This is a genomic window from Aminobacter sp. 01T433, assembly GCF_056398585.1.
In genome coordinates this window covers 1-17,497 of sequence record NZ_JBFTPR010000017.1, presented here as the reverse complement: position 1 = coordinate 17,497, position 17,497 = coordinate 1, and the positions used below count along the sequence as shown (strand labels likewise).

Below are 17,497 nucleotides of genomic sequence, written 5' to 3'. Positions count from 1 at the left end.
TTTGCGTTCCTCAATCGCGCAGCGCGTCGAGCTTGAATGCGTTGCGAACGAGCCAGATCGAACGGTCATCTGCCTCCGCCATTTGGCGCGCCCGGTAAGGTCGGCTCATCACCAGATAGCGGATAGCGTCGACTGCATGATCTTCGGCCTCGGTGTCGAGATCTTCAGGCCGGTGCTGGTCGTGCACCATCATCGGCAACGTCCTGATTAGGTTATGGCAGGTCGAAAAGCAGAACAGCATTGTTCGGCCCTCCTCGTCGCCCCTCAGTCGAGCCCGTAGTTGATCCCATCCGCCTGTGCGACGGTCGCGGCTCACCCGTCGGTTATCGGCACGGCGGAACACCACCCCATGGCGTAGCATCGTCTCGGCAATTGACGGGCCGCTAGTCACGGCAAACGCCGCAGGGTCGAGCACGCCATAGTTGAGCCGTTCGCGGACGCCGTTGACCGTTTCGCTGGACACGATCCGGCGAGCAACCTCCTCGGCGGGCAATTTCAAACCAAGATTGGGCTTCCCCGGCTGCACGCCGTAAAATTCGCGATAGACGATAAGAGCCCCGCGCGGCAGCACGCGGCCATCGTGCTCCATGTCGTCCTGTACCACGCAGGCCCAGTATACGGCGAACGGCTTGGCGCTGCCCCAGTCCATCGCCCTAATTCTGATCCAGTGCGATGGAATTGCGAACGGCGCAATGACATGCCGGGTACGGCTCCACTCGTTGAAGAACTGACCTTCAAGGCCAGCGTCCCAATCACCATCGATCCACATGCGCTGCAAGTTTTCGCCACCGGATGCCCTTAGCCGGTTGATGTAGTTCGGATCGTTTGCAAGCAGGAAGGGATTGTCGACGAGACGACTAGGGATATAGGCCCGCGACAGCCCGGTGTCCGGATCGCGTATGATGCGGTCTGGGCCGTTGTCGACGAAATAGGATTTCAGCGCGAAATGACTTGGCCCGCCGGGGTTGGCCGTCAGTCGCATCTGGCATTTCACGCCTGCGGTGGAGCGGAGCGTCGCCATCAATTTCCACACAACATCGATGGACGGGAACTGGCCGACTTCCTCGATATAGCAACGGGTGAGCGAAAAGCCTTGGTAGGCCATCGCGTCCTTCTCGTTTTCGAGGTAGGCAAACCACAGTCTCGCACCGCTGCGGAACTGGAAATAGGAGCCGTGCTCTTTCCACTCGGCGGCATTGCCGTACAACTGCATCGCCGCCAGTTGGGTGTCCTTGAGATCGGTGCGCTGCCTGCGCACCATCAAGCCGCGCGCGTTGGGTCCATACTCAATCGCGTGATACCAGAAATCGAGCAGCGACCCGGCGGTCTTCCCGCCACCCCGTGCACCGCCGAACAGGATTTGATCGCACGGGCAACGGATGAAATCCCACTGTCGCTTGGTCGGCGTGACGCGTATTTCGACCGGCATGGCCTAGTGCCTTTGCAAACGACGCTCCCATTCGTCTTCTGACATAAGTACACCCGCTGCGACCTCGGGCTCCGGCGCCGGACGGTGGACTGTGGTCTCGATCTGTGACTTGTCGACGACAAGGCCGAGCAATTTGGCCTGCGCTACGATGGCGGCGATCATCGCGTTCGCGTTGCGGTCTTCCTGCGCAATCGCTAGCGCGTGGTCGAGGCCCGCCACCAGCGAGGCCACGGTTTTGGTGCTGCGATAGGCTGCCTCCCGGCGCAGCTCCGACAGGCGCGAGGCGACCTTGGGATTTCTAACCATCCTCGACGCTTCCGCGTCGGCCACGGGTCCGCGAGGCTTGTAGCCCGCGCGTACATAGGCTGCCGACTGCGAGAGCCCCTCGGCCAGCCCGCGACAAAAGGCTTCCTGCCGGGAGTTGAGCGCCTTGCGCGGGTTGGGAGTGTTGGTCGTCATGGTAACAGGATACCGCATTTGACGCAGCAATGTTGGCTTATTCGAGCGAGGGGAGGGTATGGATGCCGTCCCCGTTCCACACAGTTTTTCGACCGCGACGTTTCCGCTGGTTTGGGTCGTGCTGCCTACGGCCCCCTGATTTCAGCGGGCCCATTGCAGATGCCTCCGGTGACCCCTCAGCCGGTGAGCCGGGGCATCCGGGGGTGGAACCCCGACTGTCAGGCCGCCCTCGCTGGCGGGCGGCTGAGGCCGATTGGCGGGCATCTGGCCGAACGCGCCCGGCCCCGTTGCCTAAGGTCGGCAAGCAAGGAATGCCACCGATCACGGACCGAGCGCGCCGATCTGGCCCTTGGGCTTTGAGGAGGCAACAGAGGCCGGATTACACCAGCATAAGGCCGATCCGATGAACGATCCGTAGCGATGGCTAATATAATGGCCACTAATGGTTCACTGGCGAGCGCGCCCGGCAAACCTGCCTGATGGCTGATTGAGGGGGCCGTCGCTTGCCGGGCAAGCAATCCGAGTATGTGGCCCGGATGTAAGAGCTTGCCCCGAGAAGGTTGAGAAAAGCCATCCTCGGTTGGCGAGCGCGCCCGACACTTTGCATACCCGCGCCGGGCGCGCGATCCAAAGCATCCTACGCGGCGAAATGCCCGGATGGCCGCTATTTGCCCCATGTGCATTAATTTTTGGTTCCAGCAGCTTCGGCCCACCGCTGCACGCTCCGCGATCAGCGCTTGATGGTCAGGTGTGCCCTTGGGTGCGGGAGCTCGGCCCGGACCAAGGTAACTCTATCGCTGCCGAAGATGTCGAGAAGACGGAGGGGCAGGCACCTCGGCCCGTTGGGCGCTGATTGGCTGCTACAAGCAAGCAATTGGCACCAGGGAGCAAGTGCTGACGCAGGGCCAACCCCACGTGAATGCGGCAGGGCAACCCTGACTGCATGGAGATGTGTCATGAAGTTCTTCTCACGCTTTTTTGCCCACCGCGACAGCAACCTAACCACTGCTCTTGAGCGCCAGAGCTTGGGCAAGACCATGCCCGGCCAGACCGCAGCCATTGCAGGCCTTCGCTTGGGCGTTCTTGTGCTTTGAAATGCGTGGCGCCGCGCGCCATCGGGATGGTGACGTGATCTGTGTGAAACCGGCAACGCAAGAAGCGTGTGTCCGTCAAACGCAAACAATTGGCAGCTGAGAACAAGTCGCCACCTCTCTGAGGTGTTAGTCGGCCACGGAGCGTTCCGGCCTGTTGGTTGCTCAAATTCTAGCAAGTGAGCGCCCGCGCAAGCGGCCTTGACCGCAATGGTTGCGACCACAAAACCGGCGGCTATCACTGCCGTTAAGAAGGTGCTGAAAATGAAGTTTCTCGAAGCTCCAATGAAGGCGGTTGCAATCGTTGCGGCGCTCTCGTCAAGCGCCCAAGCTGCGTCAGACGCTTGCGATCCAAACTACGATCCCTGCGTGCCGGTCGCCTCGGATGTTGATTGTGCTTCCGGCAGAGGCAACGGACCAGCGTATGTGCAGGGGCCTGTGCGTGTAATAGGCACTGATATTTACGGGCTGGATCGCGACCACGACGGCATCGGTTGCGAGTAAGGAAAGATCGATGGGACAGTGGGTCAACCAAATGAAGTCGATGATCGCAGTGGCCGGTGGCCTGCTGGTGACGGTAGCTGCTAGCGTGTTGGCCCAGCCTGCCAATGCGCTTGAGCAATATACAATCGATGGTGAATTCGACGGCTGCGAATATGGCAAACTCTACGCCCTAGTGGGCGGCGGTGTCCTCGAGTGTCAGGCCCTCCAGATCGATATTGGGATCAACCCACTCGTCATTGCCGATGGCAGGCGCGTCTTAATGATCAACGAACAGGAGATGGACGGAACGCTCCACGACGGACAGGTGATCACCACACGTGTTTCCGACGATTTCGACGGTTGCGACTACGACAAGGTCTACAATCTCGACAATGGCCTGCTCTTTCAGTGCAGCTCATATCATTACCACTATGCCTACCGGCCGGAGGTCAAGATCATGATAATCGACGGCCGCAAGCCTACCGTATTGATCGCCGGCTACGAATATCGCGGTCAGCTGTTCAGAAAGTAGGATGGTCCTTTTAGCGCCGCTAGGATTTTAGGTTACCGCCCTTAGACACTTTTTCGACCTAGCCATCGCCACCTTTGACATGGCTGTGGGCCTGCTCCAAACTGAGTATGGCGACGGTTGGGGGGCATGGCCACATTTGGCATGCGCTTGAAACTTTCTAATTCATCCATTGCTAAGGCGAGCGCGACAACGAATGGGCGGGCAAATCAGAGTCTCGCACCGTCTTCGGCGACTGCATGGTGCAGATGGACGATGTGCTAGGGAAACTGGTCGATAGACTGCAACAGATTGGCGAACTCGAAAACACGCTGATCATTCTAAGCTCCGACAACGGGCCCGAATGCGAAATCCCGCCGCACGCCGCTCGCCATTTCGAGGGTGCAAGGGATCGAGTTGGGAGGGTGGCGTCCGGGTGCCGACCTTTGCCTACTGGAAGGGTACGATAACGCCTCGAAGGTCAGACGGTCTCTTTGACTTTGCGGACATTCTGCCCACCGCGCTCTCCCTCGCAGGCGTACCCGGGGCCAAACTTGCTGATCTGTTCCCCAAGACGACTTACATCGACGGCGTGGATCAAGCTTCGTTCCTCGTGGCGGACGACGGCCTGTCGGCTCGCCGCAGCCGTCCGTACACGCTGAACCAGTACTTCGCTGCCATACGTGTGGATGAGCTCAAATATGTCTGGACCGCAGAACTTGAAAACGCGGTCGTCCAAAAAGGCGATTGGGGTGGGTTCAGCGGCTCCATATTCACGGACACCGGCGGCGGCATAGGCTTCAATCTCTACACCGATCCCAAAGAAGATGTGAGCATCGGCATTCGTCACATTCCGATGGCGGTCCCGGTCATGGCTGCAGGCGCCTTCTACATGAAGGAGCTGATCAAGTATCCACCGCAGTTTAAGGTCGGCTTCCTGTCGAACAATCCCCCTGTGTATGACCTGATCCCGCAGATGCAGGACTTGCTCAGAAAGAACATGGAGAAAAATGGACCCGGCAGGCCAACGCCGTAGAAGGACAAATCTTCCGCTAGGAGTGACGGCGGGTCGTCAGCGCGATCCGCCGTCGCACCTTGGCAGGCCGCCAGTCTGTTTCGCGTCATGTCCGCTAAGGGGCGCTTCCCTGCCGAAGCTGCGGAAGGTCGTTGATCAGGCGAAGGGCAGCTTTCCCGAAGTAGCCGCCCGAAACCAGCCAGTCAGCTTTCCACCCCCCAAGCGGACATTGGCGGCGGAAACCTCATGGAGTGCGGCCCTCGCGGGCAAGCCATACCTAAGGCTCCCAAATGCCGATGAATTACGAGGCGACCAGCACCGTGGTGGCGCGCTCGAACGCCTATGACGGGCTCACGGCGCGCCCTCAGAAATCCCGCGCCGATAGCAATAATCACGCCGCCACGAGGGGTGCCCTCGCAGTCTCGTGGCGGCTGCATTCGTTGCTACGATCTGGGTCGTATGTCTGGGCTTGCTCAGCTTTTAGGTCGTTGCGAACTTCCGCCAGTCACCCGTTCCATTGAGGTGAGGCGGGTCCCCGCGTTGGCAGTAGGTTACTTCCAGAATTGACGCACTTGGTCGGCTGTGACAGTCGCCAGCAAATCGACGCTTCCGGTCACGACTGAATGGCTGAAGCGATGCTGATCGCGGACCGGCTCACGGTCTGGATTGAGCCCATCTATGGCCTCGACAAATTCCAGCGTAGCCCTTGCCATGTGTGCCCATAAGTCGGCGGTAAAGAGACGAAAACGATCCTTGTGGGCGACAGGACCAATATTTCTTGAGCCATCCTCGGTCATGTGCCAAGCCAGCCCTTCGACGCTTGGATGCGACCCTGCGTTGGAGTAGAAATCAAAGCTTGGCTTGAGATCGAACGGCGCAGGGCCTCTTTCCTTTTGCAGCTTGGAATAGACCTCACCAAACCCGAATTGCGTGTAGCGCTTCCTGCCTTCGCTATCGAACCACCGCTGCGCGTCGGACGGCACACGTCGGAAGTATTCAATTAGCTGGTGACACTCGACAAGATCACGGACCTGATGGCCGGCGGGTGACCAGAAGCCAGCAAGGGCTTGTAATGCCGCTGCACCGCAATCATTGATCATTCGGACGCCCAGATCGACCACGACATGCGTGGCTCGTTCGTCATTCCAATTTCCGCCGACAACAACGTCTTGTATCAGCCTAACGCATCCGAATGTCGCAGAACGATATGCGTCGCCAAGATTGCCGTTTTGTATAAGTGGTGTGTGCTGTGCCTCGACGGCGCTTACATCAAAAAGCATACGCATTGTCCTTTGTTCGCGGACGCCCGCAACGGTCGTAAATACCTTCTGCCTTGGCCATGGGCTGGCCTCTATCGTTTAAAGGAAAAAGGAACGCGGGAGAGCCTCTCCGTCCAATCGTCAGTCACCAACCGGCGTCGCTCGGGGGCTTCCCCCGCACCATCGGGATACGCATCACTTCCCCCAGACCCAACGGATCATTTGAATGAAGCCGACTAGTGCAATCGTCGTAATGATGGTGGCTAACGTCCAAAATATTCCGGTAATGGCAGTACCCGGCCAGTCAACTGGCCGCGAGTATGGCCCGAAATCCATCGTGCCATCGCGGACCTTTTCAAGCTCGGCGAGGGAGACAAAAAAATCATCCCCTGCGGTGCACAGCTTGTTCACATTGATGTTCCCCATTTCGTTCATACGGGGTTTAAGCGTCTCCTCACTCTGTCGGGCCGCGCATCTATAGGTGATCTCGCGCCTAACAGAGCTGTCGACGTCGCTTCGGTAACGTTCCCATACGGACCAAGCGTGCCATCCAGCCGCAACAAGCCCAACCACAACCGAAAGGCGCATTCCTCTCCAGAACCAAGGGCCTCCACGCATTTTTGCTCCCAATCCAAAAGGCACCTGCACCGTGCATACGGTTGGCATCGACAAAACTGTCAGCCGCTCGCTGCAAGATGTATCACTGGCATACCCAATCCTAATAGGGGACACGCTGTTCACTCGTTCCACGACGCACGCCACCGTTCCGCTTCCACCCCTTTAAGGAAAGGGGATGGAACGAAACACGGAACGCGTTCCATGAACAATTCCATATTCGTAACCCCTAAGTCTCTGAGAACCTGTCGCAGTTCGGACTGGCGTTCCATTCGTTCCATGCGAGAACACAAGGCAGAATATGGGACCTCCGTTCCACCCACGCGTTCCGCTTTTGCGCGCTCTAAGCAAGGTCATTTTGCTCTTCTCTAAGGAATGTCTTCCCGTCATTGGTGAGACGTAGCCGGTGGCCGGATCGCTTGATCCATTTCGCTGCGATCAGGGTATCGACGATGCGCTTTGCGGTAGTTTTGCCTTGGCCAATGGCAGCGGCTATGTCGTTTAACGTGGCCTTGGGATTGGCTTGGATCGTCGCGAGGGCCGTCACCTGGCGGTTTTCGTATTGCTCCGCCAATTCCGCCACGCGCAGTGGCATCGCCGGTCGCATAATGGTGCACGATATCTGTGAGCCGTAGGCATCGACCAGACCTTGTGGTTTGACAACCGTGACTTCGAACTTCAGAGGCTCGAACGGCACGCCCCGGAACTTGCCCAGCCAATGCAAGGTCGCAATGTCGTCGTCGCGCCACAGCGTGAGATTGCCATCCAGTTCATTGGTGAGCGCCGAGCCGCCGCGAGGGAAGAGCATATCGCGGCCCGCGTTTTTGACGGGATGAGCGGGAATGATGACCGTGGGGCGATTGGGATGGGCGTCCGAGATCGAGCGGAAATCGATAGCCGTGTCCAGCATTGCCATGTTCTGGCTATCGTCCTCACCTAGGAAAAAGGCCTGTAGGCTGTCAAACAGGCAAAGCCGCAGGTCGCCGACATCGCGAAGAGCCTTGGTGAGGCGGTCGCGGGCCTGATCGATGTTGAAAACGCCTTCATACCAATAGACGGGCAAGGATGAGGGGTCGATGTCGAGATTTCTACAAATTGCAAACCATTGCATTTTTACGTTCTCTGGATTTTCGCCAGCAAAAAAGGCAACCGATCCTTGCTGGCATAGTCGTCCGCAAAAGCCTCCGCCCGTAGAGATCGCAATGGCCAAAAGCAGCGCCAACAGCGTTTTGCCATGACCTGTCGGGCCTGTCAGGGTATAGGTCCGACCGACCATGAGGAGGCCGTCTATGAGATACTCCGGCGGTCGCATGGTCGACATGAACTCTGCGGAGGTGAGCAGATGCCCGTTGAATTCGCGGCGACGATGCCGCTGCCGGCCCTTGTTCGAGTGCTTCAGAGTTTGGCTGTTTGGTCCGTAACGCGTGTTGCTGTCGCCGCCGGGCTGCCCTTCACCTGACAGCCTCGTCTTGGCCTCTTCCAGCGGAACTTCAATCATCACGCCACCTCAGGCAAAACGACGGTCGCCTCCGGATGCGGAGGCTGCTGCATCCACCGTTGGTAGAGTGGGATTAAGACCGGGTCTGCGAGCCGTACGCGCGGTTTGTCGAACAATCGCCACCAAGCACGGGGCCAATTGAAAATCACGGCCCCGAACAGACGCCCCCCTTTGAGTAATGCAAAGGGATCTGGATAGAGCGTGAGCGCATTGTCGAAGCTGTATGTTGCAGCCTCGCTGAAGAATGTCTCGCCGAGCGCGATTGCTTCACCGTTCTGCGTCGCAAAGCGATTGTTCTGTGGTGACCAGAACACGACATCCGCCGGTGAGGTCTCCTCAAACGCGAACCATGTTTCGCCTTGCTGTCCCGGCTCCGGCGGGTCAAGCCGGCCGTCCTGATGCCGGACACCAAAAGCCTGCTTTATCGGCGTGGGCGTCATCAGATTTTCGATGCCAATCCCGTGCCCAAGCAGCCAATCAATATGCCTTTGCCCCAATGGCCCAAGCGCGATATCGGCGCGATGGCTATCCATGATTGCCCTCGCCAAGCTGCCGGCTATTGGGGACAAGCGTTCCCGGTCGAACGGCCGCCATATCGCCGTTTGTGTCGATGACGAGCACGTTGCCACCCAACATGGTCGCAACATCACGCAGAAAATCGTTACGAGCCTCCTGATAGGCCCGTAAGAAGTGGCGGCGAGCGCGATGTGAGTGGATCGCGGGAACACCCGGCTCCCATTCGCAAGCCATAGCGTTTGCCGACCACTCGAATGTGACGCGATAGCCGTAGGGGAGGGCGGAGGTGCTGGCGTGCCTGAAGAACGTATTCATCAGCCAACCTCATTGGGCCGTGTCGGCAACGCCATCATCGGAACGTTATGGAGTTCGGCTTCGACGATGCGCCTGAACAGCGATTTCGCGAGGCCACGCCCCGAAATGCCGCTGCTCGACGGCCAAAGGCGCGCCACTAACTCATTGTTTTTATGGATTTTTTTTGAACATCCACGACGCTTGTCGGTATTATCTAACCGACTTTGCCGAAAAACGTCGTGGCGGGCTCGTCGCGCGCTTCGACGCGCATCTTTGGAAAGTCGGCCATTTCGCTGATCGTAGGCGCGAGAGCGGCAAGCATAGCTGCAATAGCGCTGGCTCATGCGGCGTTTTCGAAAGACGCGGCTGCAGATGCGGCAGGCTGTTTCCGAGAACATGGTTGACCTCCTTAGGTGGAGGCCGGGCTGACGGCTTTGACGTGGCTGCGATGAAGATGCTAATTTGCGCTAAGGTCAGATTTGAGAAGCTCCGACCGCATCATCTTCCCGCCGCCGCGTCGCCAGCGCGGCGGTTTAGTTTCACCAACGACCCGAAAGTGGGTTACTGGCGGCAGAGGATGCAGGCGCGTGGGCTGCGACCTGCTCAGCCTCGCCGGAAAATCGCAGAAGCTCGGAGCGCGTGAAACGCCGGCCAACCGCGGTCTGGATTGGTTTCAGGTCGCCAGCGTCAATCAACCGATAGACAGTGCTGCGGTGGATGCCGAGCATTTTCGCCGTCTGGGTGGCGGAATAAAGAAATTGGTCGGGGGTTGGAATGTGGGGCATGGGATCGCTCCGAAGAATGAAACGATCAAGGACGTTACCCAACTTTTTGCGAAATGCTACAAGGGCGTTGGCACCGAAACTCGGCCAAAATCGGGGGTGTTTCGGTGCCAAAATAGCCTAATCGCCTTCGCCCCAGTCGGCCGCATTTTGCAGAAACTTACCTTCACGCCCGAACCTCGATTGTTCGTAGATTTTTTTGATCGTTCGTTCCGCCAAGCCATGCTTTTCTGCCACGATCTTGTATGCCTGCTTTCGAACGACGCCCGATTGCTTCAAGGCATAGACCTCACCGGCAATCTCGCGATGATTGGCAACCTGCTTTGGCCTGCCGGCTTGCGTTGGTTGTTGTCGAGCCGCAAACACCGCGCCGACGCCGGTTTTGACCTTGCGTGAGAGGATACGACCGAGCATCCGATGTTCTGCGCCGCCCTTGCGCAGCATTCGGATGGCATGTTCGTAGACGCCCTCCACATCGCCGAGATCGGACATCGCCTTAAGAAAGGCCGCTCGAAGTTCGGTATTCTTTGACATGCGCCTGCACCGCGCGCACCGGAGAAAGCGCGGGGAAGCCGGCGGTGCAGGCCGGCCTTTCGGATGCCTCCTATCCCTGCGGGCTCATTCTGCCGCAGCCTTGCGGCGGCCGGCAAGAGGCACCACCTTGCCCTTAGCGCCGCCGCCAGCGAGGTATTCGGCCCATGCCGCCATCAGCTTGCGGCGCTTTTCCAAGGCCGAGCCGCGCCGGTATGCCCCCTCGACGCCGCCGACGCGATGCGCCAATGCCGCTTCGGCGACCTCACGTGGGAAGCTAGTTTGATCGCCGGCCCAGTCGCGAAAACTCGACCGGAAACCGTGGATTGTCGCATGATCCTTGACCTCCAAGCGTCGCAGAAGCATTTCCATTGACGCCGACGACAGCGGCCGGCCGTGGCGCTGGCCGGGAAAAACGAAATCATCGATGCGGCGAAGCTCGGCAAGGGCTTTCAGAATTTCCACCGCACGAGGCGACAACGGCACCTCATGTTCGCGACCGGCCTTCATGCGTTCCTTTGGCACAACCCAAAGCGCGGCTTCCAGATCGATCTCCGACCATTTTGCACCGACAGCCTCACCGGAACGGGCGGCGGTCAGTATTACGAATTCCAGCGCGCGGGCGTCGAGACCCGGCGCGTCACGGAGGCGCTGGACAAAGGCCGGCACCTCGACAAAAGGCATCGCCTTGTGATGCCCGCGCTGAAGCTTAGCGCGTTTAGGTAACAGCGCGTCGAGGTGGCCGCGCCAAGCTGCAGAATTTTCGCCCGAACGCCATCCCTTTACCTTGGCGAATGCCAGCACGCGCTCAATACGGCCCCGGACACGGCTCGCCGTCTCTGCTTTGGTCAGCCAGATCGGTTTGAGCACCATCAGCACGTCCTCAGTGCCGATCTCAGAGACACGCATCTGCCGTAGCTGCCGGCAATAGGCGTCGCCAAGGGTCATTTCCCACTGAAGCTTGTGCTTTTCGTTGCGCCAAGCCGGCTTGTTGTCGGCAAGGAACAGCTTGGCAGCCTCAGCGAAGGTCGGGTCCGCCTCTGCCTCCTCTTTGCGGCTTTCGGCAAGCGGATTGCCACCTGCGGCCACAGACTTGCGCGCCGCCTCAGCCTTCTCGCGAGCTTTGGCAAGCGATACGGCTGGATAGGGTCCGAGCCCCATTGCAGAGCGCTTGCCGTTTGCCTTCCACATGAACAGCCACGAGCGGAACCCGGTGGTTTTGATTTCGAGATAGAGCCCACCGCCGTCGCTATGGCGACCCGGCGTGGTTTCAGTCTTCGCCCGACGGTCGGAGAGCTTGTTGAGATTGCGCGCCATTTTCAGCCTGCACCTTAGCCTGCACCTTTGTTGCGGGATTATATGCTACTGGCTGCGACAGATTAAGACTGGCAGGAGCCCACAGTCCCGGATTTCTGGGGTTTTTGGAGACATTGTAAAACGCCTCAAGACAGCACTTCGTCGGACACTCCCTCCGCCAATTCTTCGATTAACCTTTTGATTTTTAACGGATTTTGGCTGAGCAAATTAAAGCCATCCCGCGTTACAACAGTTCGGAATCTACCGGTTCTCTCTGGACTGGTTAAGGATCAAGGTCGTATCGGACAGCGCTTCGCCGCCGCTCAGGTCCTTCTCGATGCATCGACGCACCGTCGTCCCGTCAAACGTTACTTGCACTCAAGCCGCCGGGTCGACTGAACGCGGGTTGAGATAGCCGTAAACGTAGGCTTCAGCAAAGCCGAGGGATAGCCGTACGGCCGACCCGCGGCATCCCCAAAGATCTCGTTGTCACCCAGATCTAGCATATCTGTGAAATCTCGTCGTTGGCGCATCGACCGGCGCTACAATCCTTCCCATAGTGGCATGACGGATCGGGGGGCTGTACTTGGCTATATTCACGACTACTGCATATCCGTTGTCTTCATTAGTTGAAGACATTGAGCACGGGAAGATTGGGTTGCCAGACATTCAGCGCCCATTCGTCTGGCCCAACAAAAACGTCCGAAATCTCTTTGACTCCCTCTATCGCGGGTATGTCGGTCTTCTGGGACAAGGAGCATGCTGAGCTCGAAGACTTCGCTCAGGCTGCGTCTGTCAGCGGCCAGGGCACCCCATCCGGGTTCAACCATTTCCTGAAACCGTCCCCAGACCAATTGCTCCGCGCCACGGTCGGGCTGGGCCTAAAGCGCGCGCGGCTGCAAAACGTCTATAGCGTTCTGCGCGGGCGCGACGCTGTCACGGGCGAGGTAGATGCCGCAAAGCGCGATGCCCAGTTCGCCTTGTTGACCCAGGCTCAGACCCGATCTCTCAATCTCTCTAACTGGCATCATTTTCTAAGCGCACTTAACCTGGCTGGTTATCGACATGAGGGGATGATCTCATCGGAGACGGCGATCATCTATGCCTACGTCCTTTACCTGATTGGTCTAGTTGACCACGGGTTGGACAAGCAGGAGCTAAGGCAGGCCATCGCAAAGTTCTTCTTCATGGCATCGCTAACCGGCCGATACACAAGCAGCCCAGAAACGAAGTTCGACTTCGACCTTGCCCAGTTGCGTGGGATTCCAGACGGAAAGGCTTACCTGGCCAAACTGCGGGAGATTTGCGCCACTACGCTCACAAGCGATTACTGGACCATCACCTTGCCGAGTGACTTGGCCACCTCGGCTTCGCGCAGCCCTTCGCGCTTTGCCTATCAGGCTTCGCTGATCCTGCTGGGCGCCCGGGCGCTCTATAGTCCCCTGAAAATCGCGGACATGATTGACCCAGCGGTCAAGGGGACCAAGGCCACCTTCGAGCAGCACCATCTGTTCCCGCGCGGCTATCTCACCAAGATCGGGATCACGGACCTGCGGCAGGTGAACCAGATCGCCAACTTTGCGCTGGTGGAATGGCCCGATAATATCAAGATCAGCGACCAGCAGCCATCGGCCTATGCCCCGGCTCTGCATAATGGCCTGACGCTAAAAGATCGCAGCGACATGATGCGCTGGCACGCCTTGCCCGCCAATTGGTGGGAGGTTGAATATCAAGACTTTTTGCGCGAGCGGCGCAACTTGATGGCCCAGCTTGTCCACGACGCTTATCGCAAACTCTGCGGAGACATCGAGCCGGAGGCTCCGCTCAAGCTCTCGGTTCAGGAACTGATCGCGTCAGGTGAGACGGATGCTGTCGAGTTCAAGTCGACACTGCGGACCAATCTTCACACCGGGCAGGTCGACGAGAAGATGCATCTGGCGGCTCTCAAGACTATTGCCGGCTTCCTCAATGCCAAGGGTGGCACGCTGGTGATCGGCGTTGCCGACGACGGCAAGGTGGTTGGCCTGGGTGCTGACGGCTTCCCGAATGACGACAAGATGGCGCTCCATCTGGTCAACTTGATCCGCGACCGGATCGGGGAACTTTTCTTGCCCTACGTCCATCCCCATTTTGACGAGCAAGACGGCGAGCGGGTCATGGTCGTGCAATGCGAGGCGGGACCCAAGGCGGCGTTCATCAAGGATGGAGGCGCACATCGGTTTTTCGTCCGCGGCGCCAATGCTACCGCGGAGTTGTCGGGCAATGCCGTCACGGACTATGTGAAGGCACGGTTCCCCTGACCTCAAAGGGGTTGGCTGCGAAGCCGAAGCCGGTTTTTTGCCCCAGGACTGCCGGTCAGCATTGCGCTCCATGTCGGCCGTAGAGATTAGCTTCGCCGCTTCCTGAAAGCAGTCATTTCGGGCGCGCCGATGCTGTAGGTCGAAGTCGGGCCAGGGGCAGTCGCTCGACCTCCAATTCACGTCGGCTCCGACATTTTGTGATTGGTGCGGCAAGCTTGCAGAGCGACGTCGCTGGTTAGGTCGAGATAAAGCCCCGCTCCGCGAGCTCGAATCCGGCGAAAGGCTCACGGTTAAGGCAAGCGAACCACATGGTTGCGATTGGGTCAGCACTTGCTAGTGTAGGCGCGGTTGTGGAAGTCGCCTTGCTCCGATCGAAGCGTTCTCGAATGGGGCGGAAGCAAGATTATCTACCAAAGCAGCAGAAGCCTTGTGGGGAGGCGCGCCAAACAGGAGAAACGGCTTGGCGGCGGCGGTTCAATCTAGCGAAGGCGAGGAGACAGGCGGGCGTGCTTCGCCCGACGAAGTCGAAATCCGTACACAACTCAGCCGTATCCTGGTGAGCCAAGATTTCGAAGCGACTGGCCGAACACGCAAGTTCCTGAACTACGTTGTCGAGGAGACGATTGCAGGCCGTGCGGACCGCATCAAGGCCTATGCTGTCGCGACCACGGTCTTTGGACGTGATGCCGCTTTCGACGCTCATTCCGACCCTGTCGTTCGCATCGAGGCAGGACATCTTCGGCGCGCACTGGACCGCTACTATCTCACCGCTGGCGTGTCGGATGCGATCGTCATCTCCGTTCCCAAAGGCAGCTATGTTCCACAGTTCGAGGCTCGGCGGATAGCTGCGGCGCCCGACGCACTGAGAGCAAAACCATTCCTTTTTCGGCTCAGGCTAGCCATAGCCGTCGCTTTACTGTCGGCTCTTGCTGTTCTTTCCTGGCTGGGGTTCGAGTGGATTAAACCCGACAACCTGCAGGTTCCTGCCTTGCCGCGCCTGCTCGTCAGGCCTTTCGACGACCTTACGAATGCTGGAAACTCGCAGGCCATAGCGCGTGGCCTTACGCGGGAGATTATCGGACAGATCGCGAAGTTCAAAGACATCGTGACGATCGAGGACAACGCGATTATCCAGACCAAGTCCTCGTCGGCAGAAAGCCCCCGTTACGTTCTCACCGGCGACGTCGACATGACCGATGACCAGTTCCGGCTACGCGCCCGCGTCATCAACGGGGTCGACAACTCCGTTATCTGGGCGAACAGCTACGACGGCGATCTGCGGGCCTCGAAGCTGATCACAGCCGAAGCCGAGATCGCTCGCCAGGTCGCCACTGCACTTGCGCAACCTTATGGAGTCATCTTTCAGGCCGACGCGTCCCAGCAACCGCACAACGCACCCGATGACTGGCAGGCCTATGCCTGCACGCTTTCCTACTATGCCTATCGCGCCAGTCTCGACGCCAAGACGCATCCGACCATCCGCAAATGCCTGGAAGATGCAGTCAGGCGCTTTCCGACCTATGCCACAGCGTGGGCGCTGCTCTCACAAACCTACATCGACGAAATTCGCTTTCGCTATCCTGTCGACCCGTCGTCCTCCCCGGCTTCGATCGACAGGGCTCTTGCGGCAGCGCGCCGAGCGGTGGAACTAGACTCGCAAAACGTTCGCGCGCTTCAAGCCGAGATGTTCGCCCTGTATTTTCACGGCGATGTCGAAGCCGCCTTGAAGATCGGCGAGCTTGCCTTGAGCATCAATCGGAATGATACCGAGCTCGTCGGCGAGTACGGCTATAGGCTGGCGCTATCCGGCAACTGGTCGCGCGGCTGCGCCATGGTCGAGGAAGCCCGTCAACGGAACCCCGGACCGCTGGCTTACTACGAATCGGCCCTCGCGCTTTGCAGCTACTTCCGTGGGGATTTTCGCGAGGCTGCGATGTGGATCACGAAAACTGCGGTGCAGGAAAATCCTATCTATCATGTCATTGCTGCCGCGATATTCGCCGAGAATGGCCAGGCGACCGACGCAAAGCGCGAGCGCGACTGGCTGCTCACAAATGCACCGAACCTGGTCGCGAACATCCGGACCGAAATGGCGATACGCATCAGTCGGCCTCAGGATATCGAGCGTTTGATGGGGTCCTTGCGAAAGGCCGACATATTGCCGGGCAACGGCCCAGTGTCCTCCAACTAGTCGAGGACGATGCGATTGCCCGCGCCTGCAGCGTGCCGCTTGTCCTGTTGGTAAGCGAGGTCGATGCGCACTCGGTCGAAGCCGTTCAGTCGTCATGCCCGGGCATTTGCCGCACGTTTTGCAGTCCCGCTTTCGCCGGCCCGACATTCCTTCGATCCTTCCACGAGGTCTGTCACGGAATCACCTCTCCTTCAATTTGTGAGGGCCGGTCGGGATGATTCGGCGCCGGGCCCGAACAGCAGCGCCTCCATCCGACCAGGACCAAGCGCGCGGCTGAGATTGCTGAACGCGAAAAACGGGATCAGCGTGAAAAAGAAGATCACGGAGACGCAGATGAGCCCGCCGATCCCGCCGCCGCCGATACTCTGCAAGCCTGCCGACGATGTGCCTCTGACCGCACTCACGATCAGTTGCTCGACCAGGTGGAAGACGATGAAGATGGCGCCGAACAGCAATGAGTCGTGAATGATCGGGTAGATCAGCGGGCGTCTGTTCAGCCACCGGCTCAGATTCAGATGCTGTGCGATCAGCATCACCTTTGCGAGGATGAAGGCGTTGAAGACGGCAAAGCCGTGCGCGATAAAATCGATGCCGTGCTGCTTGAGAGCGATCCGCTCGTTCAGCACAAACAGGCCGAACAGGACCCAGAGGTACAGGAACAAAACCAGGAAATGCCTGCCTTCGGCGAGGACGCGCGTCTGCAGGCTTTCACTGTGCCCTTCGGACGGGCCGGTCGCGTCGTTGGCGCCGGCCCTAACCTGTTCGGGATTGACCTTGGTCATCGCTCAGGCCCCCCGCTACGGTTGCTCCAACGGCGTTCCAACTCCTCCGCAAGGATCGGAATCGCGAGATTGCAGGCCTGAACGCCCTGCGCCACGCACAGCTTCAGAACTTCCATGATTTCCGCAACGCTCGCGCCCGCGGCGAGCGCGCCCTTGATGTGGCGCCGGGTGCCAGGCGCATACATGTGCGTGAAGGAAGCATCGAAGGCGATGCTGAGCAGTTCGACTTCCTTTGGCGTGAAAATGCCGCTTCCATAAATGCCGGCGCCGGTCGCCATGAACTGATCCGTCCATTGGGTGTTGATTTCCACTGAGAGCTGACCCGGCGCAGCCCGATATTTCCATCGAGAATTGACCCATGTTTCAACCGTCCCTCGCGTGTTTCAGCGGGGGCTCTGGAGTGATCGACATGGCGTTACTGAGCGTGATCCGGCGCTGGCATTTTCGG

General features: G+C 58.9%; 20 protein-coding genes and 1 pseudogene. 8 read left to right on the top strand and 13 right to left on the bottom strand.

Translation table 11 applies throughout. The annotated features are described in order from the left end of the window. Positions 1-10: 10 nt before the first annotated feature. Entirely contained in the window at positions 11-1,429 is a 1,419-nt protein-coding gene (locus tag AC1DLV_RS23955; RefSeq protein ID WP_476802557.1) for a phage terminase large subunit, read from the bottom strand. Between the two features lie 3 nt (positions 1,430-1,432). Then, entirely contained in the window at positions 1,433-1,888 is a 456-nt protein-coding gene (locus AC1DLV_RS23950; protein ID WP_476802556.1) for a terminase small subunit, read from the bottom strand. A gap of 956 nt (positions 1,889-2,844) precedes the next feature. On the opposite strand from AC1DLV_RS23950, the gene AC1DLV_RS23945 reads away from it, so the two are divergent. From AC1DLV_RS23945 to AC1DLV_RS23925, 5 genes and pseudogenes are all read left to right on the top strand, one after another. Further along, positions 2,845-2,982 carry a hypothetical protein gene (locus AC1DLV_RS23945; protein WP_476802555.1) on the top strand — a complete coding sequence of 46 codons (138 nt, stop codon included), beginning with the start codon at positions 2,845-2,847 and terminating at the stop codon, positions 2,980-2,982. A gap of 198 nt (positions 2,983-3,180) precedes the next feature. Next, positions 3,181-3,483 carry a hypothetical protein gene (locus AC1DLV_RS23940; RefSeq protein ID WP_476836267.1) on the top strand — a complete coding sequence of 101 codons (303 nt, stop codon included), beginning with the start codon at positions 3,181-3,183 and terminating at the stop codon, positions 3,481-3,483. Between the two features lie 10 nt (positions 3,484-3,493). Further along, positions 3,494-3,994 carry a hypothetical protein gene (locus AC1DLV_RS23935; RefSeq protein ID WP_476802554.1) on the top strand — a complete coding sequence of 167 codons (501 nt, stop codon included), beginning with the start codon at positions 3,494-3,496 and terminating at the stop codon, positions 3,992-3,994. 218 nt (positions 3,995-4,212) lie between these two features. Then, a pseudogene (locus AC1DLV_RS23930) lies at positions 4,213-4,440 on the top strand (sulfatase-like hydrolase/transferase); the annotation flags it as partial. Next, entirely contained in the window at positions 4,335-5,006 is a 672-nt protein-coding gene (locus AC1DLV_RS23925; RefSeq protein WP_476802553.1) for a sulfatase-like hydrolase/transferase, read from the top strand. The pseudogene AC1DLV_RS23930 and the gene AC1DLV_RS23925, both read left to right, overlap by 106 nt. Before the next feature lie 530 nt (positions 5,007-5,536). On the opposite strand, the gene AC1DLV_RS23920 is transcribed toward AC1DLV_RS23925, so the two are convergent. From AC1DLV_RS23920 to AC1DLV_RS23880, 9 genes are all read right to left on the bottom strand, one after another. Continuing rightward, positions 5,537-6,265 carry a hypothetical protein gene (locus tag AC1DLV_RS23920; RefSeq protein WP_476802552.1) on the bottom strand — a complete coding sequence of 243 codons (729 nt, stop codon included), beginning with the start codon at positions 6,263-6,265 and terminating at the stop codon, positions 5,537-5,539. Between the two features lie 174 nt (positions 6,266-6,439). After that, the gene (locus tag AC1DLV_RS23915; RefSeq protein WP_476802551.1) at positions 6,440-6,679 is read right to left on the bottom strand and encodes a hypothetical protein; all 240 of its coding nucleotides are present in this window, start codon (positions 6,677-6,679) and stop codon (positions 6,440-6,442) included. A 523-nt stretch (positions 6,680-7,202) separates the two neighbouring features. Beyond that, entirely contained in the window at positions 7,203-8,357 is a 1,155-nt protein-coding gene (locus AC1DLV_RS23910) for an AAA family ATPase (protein WP_476802550.1), read from the bottom strand. Then, positions 8,357-8,890, bottom strand: coding sequence for a hypothetical protein (locus AC1DLV_RS23905; protein WP_476802549.1), 534 nt, complete (start codon positions 8,888-8,890; stop codon positions 8,357-8,359). Before AC1DLV_RS23905 ends, AC1DLV_RS23910 begins: the two co-directional genes overlap by 1 nt. After that, the gene (locus tag AC1DLV_RS23900) at positions 8,883-9,188 is read right to left on the bottom strand and encodes a hypothetical protein (protein WP_476802548.1); all 306 of its coding nucleotides are present in this window, start codon (positions 9,186-9,188) and stop codon (positions 8,883-8,885) included. The genes AC1DLV_RS23905 and AC1DLV_RS23900 overlap by 8 nt, the downstream gene beginning before the upstream one ends. Then, entirely contained in the window at positions 9,188-9,565 is a 378-nt protein-coding gene (locus tag AC1DLV_RS23895) for a hypothetical protein (protein WP_476802547.1), read from the bottom strand. The genes AC1DLV_RS23900 and AC1DLV_RS23895 overlap by 1 nt, the downstream gene beginning before the upstream one ends. 141 nt (positions 9,566-9,706) lie before the next feature. Next, a complete protein-coding gene (locus AC1DLV_RS23890; RefSeq protein WP_476802546.1) occupies positions 9,707-9,952 on the bottom strand; it encodes a helix-turn-helix domain-containing protein in 246 nt (81 codons plus the stop codon). A gap of 117 nt (positions 9,953-10,069) precedes the next feature. Next, entirely contained in the window at positions 10,070-10,483 is a 414-nt protein-coding gene (locus AC1DLV_RS23885; RefSeq protein ID WP_476802545.1) for a hypothetical protein, read from the bottom strand. Between the two features lie 84 nt (positions 10,484-10,567). Further along, positions 10,568-11,797 (bottom strand): tyrosine-type recombinase/integrase, encoded by a 1,230-nt coding sequence (locus tag AC1DLV_RS23880; RefSeq protein WP_476836266.1) that lies wholly within the window; start codon positions 11,795-11,797, stop codon positions 10,568-10,570. Between the two features lie 565 nt (positions 11,798-12,362). Here AC1DLV_RS23880 and AC1DLV_RS23875 point away from each other — a divergent pair. From AC1DLV_RS23875 to AC1DLV_RS23865, 3 genes are all read left to right on the top strand, one after another. Then, positions 12,363-12,542: a GmrSD restriction endonuclease domain-containing protein gene (locus AC1DLV_RS23875; protein WP_476802543.1), complete on the top strand. Its 180-nt coding sequence runs from the start codon at positions 12,363-12,365 to the stop codon at positions 12,540-12,542. Beyond that, positions 12,490-14,076, top strand: a complete 1,587-nt coding sequence (locus AC1DLV_RS23870; protein WP_476836265.1) for an RNA-binding domain-containing protein — start codon at positions 12,490-12,492, stop codon at positions 14,074-14,076. The genes AC1DLV_RS23875 and AC1DLV_RS23870 overlap by 53 nt, the downstream gene beginning before the upstream one ends. A 775-nt stretch (positions 14,077-14,851) precedes the next feature. After that, on the top strand, positions 14,852-16,267 hold the full coding sequence (locus AC1DLV_RS23865) for a hypothetical protein (RefSeq protein WP_476802541.1): 1,416 nt from the start codon (positions 14,852-14,854) through the stop codon (positions 16,265-16,267). Between the two features lie 191 nt (positions 16,268-16,458). Here the strand turns inward: AC1DLV_RS23865 and AC1DLV_RS23860 are convergent, their stop codons facing one another. Then, positions 16,459-17,049 (bottom strand): hypothetical protein, encoded by a 591-nt coding sequence (locus tag AC1DLV_RS23860; RefSeq protein ID WP_476802540.1) that lies wholly within the window; start codon positions 17,047-17,049, stop codon positions 16,459-16,461. Next, positions 17,046-17,360 (bottom strand): carboxymuconolactone decarboxylase family protein, encoded by a 315-nt coding sequence (locus AC1DLV_RS23855; protein ID WP_476802539.1) that lies wholly within the window; start codon positions 17,358-17,360, stop codon positions 17,046-17,048. Before AC1DLV_RS23855 ends, AC1DLV_RS23860 begins: the two co-directional genes overlap by 4 nt. Between the last annotated feature and the right edge of the window lie 137 nt (positions 17,361-17,497).

Bases quoted from the DNA above. Each gene is read 5' to 3' on its own strand.
- AC1DLV_RS23955 (WP_476802557.1), bottom strand. From the start codon at position 1,429: ATGCCGGTCGAAATACGCGTCACGCCGACCAAGCGACAGTGGGATTTC.
- AC1DLV_RS23950 (WP_476802556.1), bottom strand. From the start codon at position 1,888: ATGACGACCAACACTCCCAACCCGCGCAAGGCGCTCAACTCCCGGCAG.
- AC1DLV_RS23945 (WP_476802555.1), top strand. From the start codon at position 2,845: ATGAAGTTCTTCTCACGCTTTTTTGCCCACCGCGACAGCAACCTAACC.
- AC1DLV_RS23935 (WP_476802554.1), top strand. From the start codon at position 3,494: ATGGGACAGTGGGTCAACCAAATGAAGTCGATGATCGCAGTGGCCGGT.
- AC1DLV_RS23925 (WP_476802553.1), top strand. From the start codon at position 4,335: ATGCGAAATCCCGCCGCACGCCGCTCGCCATTTCGAGGGTGCAAGGGA.
- AC1DLV_RS23920 (WP_476802552.1), bottom strand. From the start codon at position 6,265: ATGCTTTTTGATGTAAGCGCCGTCGAGGCACAGCACACACCACTTATA.
- AC1DLV_RS23915 (WP_476802551.1), bottom strand. From the start codon at position 6,679: ATGAACGAAATGGGGAACATCAATGTGAACAAGCTGTGCACCGCAGGG.
- AC1DLV_RS23910 (WP_476802550.1), bottom strand. From the start codon at position 8,357: ATGATTGAAGTTCCGCTGGAAGAGGCCAAGACGAGGCTGTCAGGTGAA.
- AC1DLV_RS23905 (WP_476802549.1), bottom strand. From the start codon at position 8,890: ATGGATAGCCATCGCGCCGATATCGCGCTTGGGCCATTGGGGCAAAGG.
- AC1DLV_RS23900 (WP_476802548.1), bottom strand. From the start codon at position 9,188: ATGAATACGTTCTTCAGGCACGCCAGCACCTCCGCCCTCCCCTACGGC.
- AC1DLV_RS23895 (WP_476802547.1), bottom strand. From the start codon at position 9,565: ATGTTCTCGGAAACAGCCTGCCGCATCTGCAGCCGCGTCTTTCGAAAA.
- AC1DLV_RS23890 (WP_476802546.1), bottom strand. From the start codon at position 9,952: ATGCCCCACATTCCAACCCCCGACCAATTTCTTTATTCCGCCACCCAG.
- AC1DLV_RS23885 (WP_476802545.1), bottom strand. From the start codon at position 10,483: ATGTCAAAGAATACCGAACTTCGAGCGGCCTTTCTTAAGGCGATGTCC.
- AC1DLV_RS23880 (WP_476836266.1), bottom strand. From the start codon at position 11,797: ATGGCGCGCAATCTCAACAAGCTCTCCGACCGTCGGGCGAAGACTGAA.
- AC1DLV_RS23860 (WP_476802540.1), bottom strand. From the start codon at position 17,049: ATGACCAAGGTCAATCCCGAACAGGTTAGGGCCGGCGCCAACGACGCG.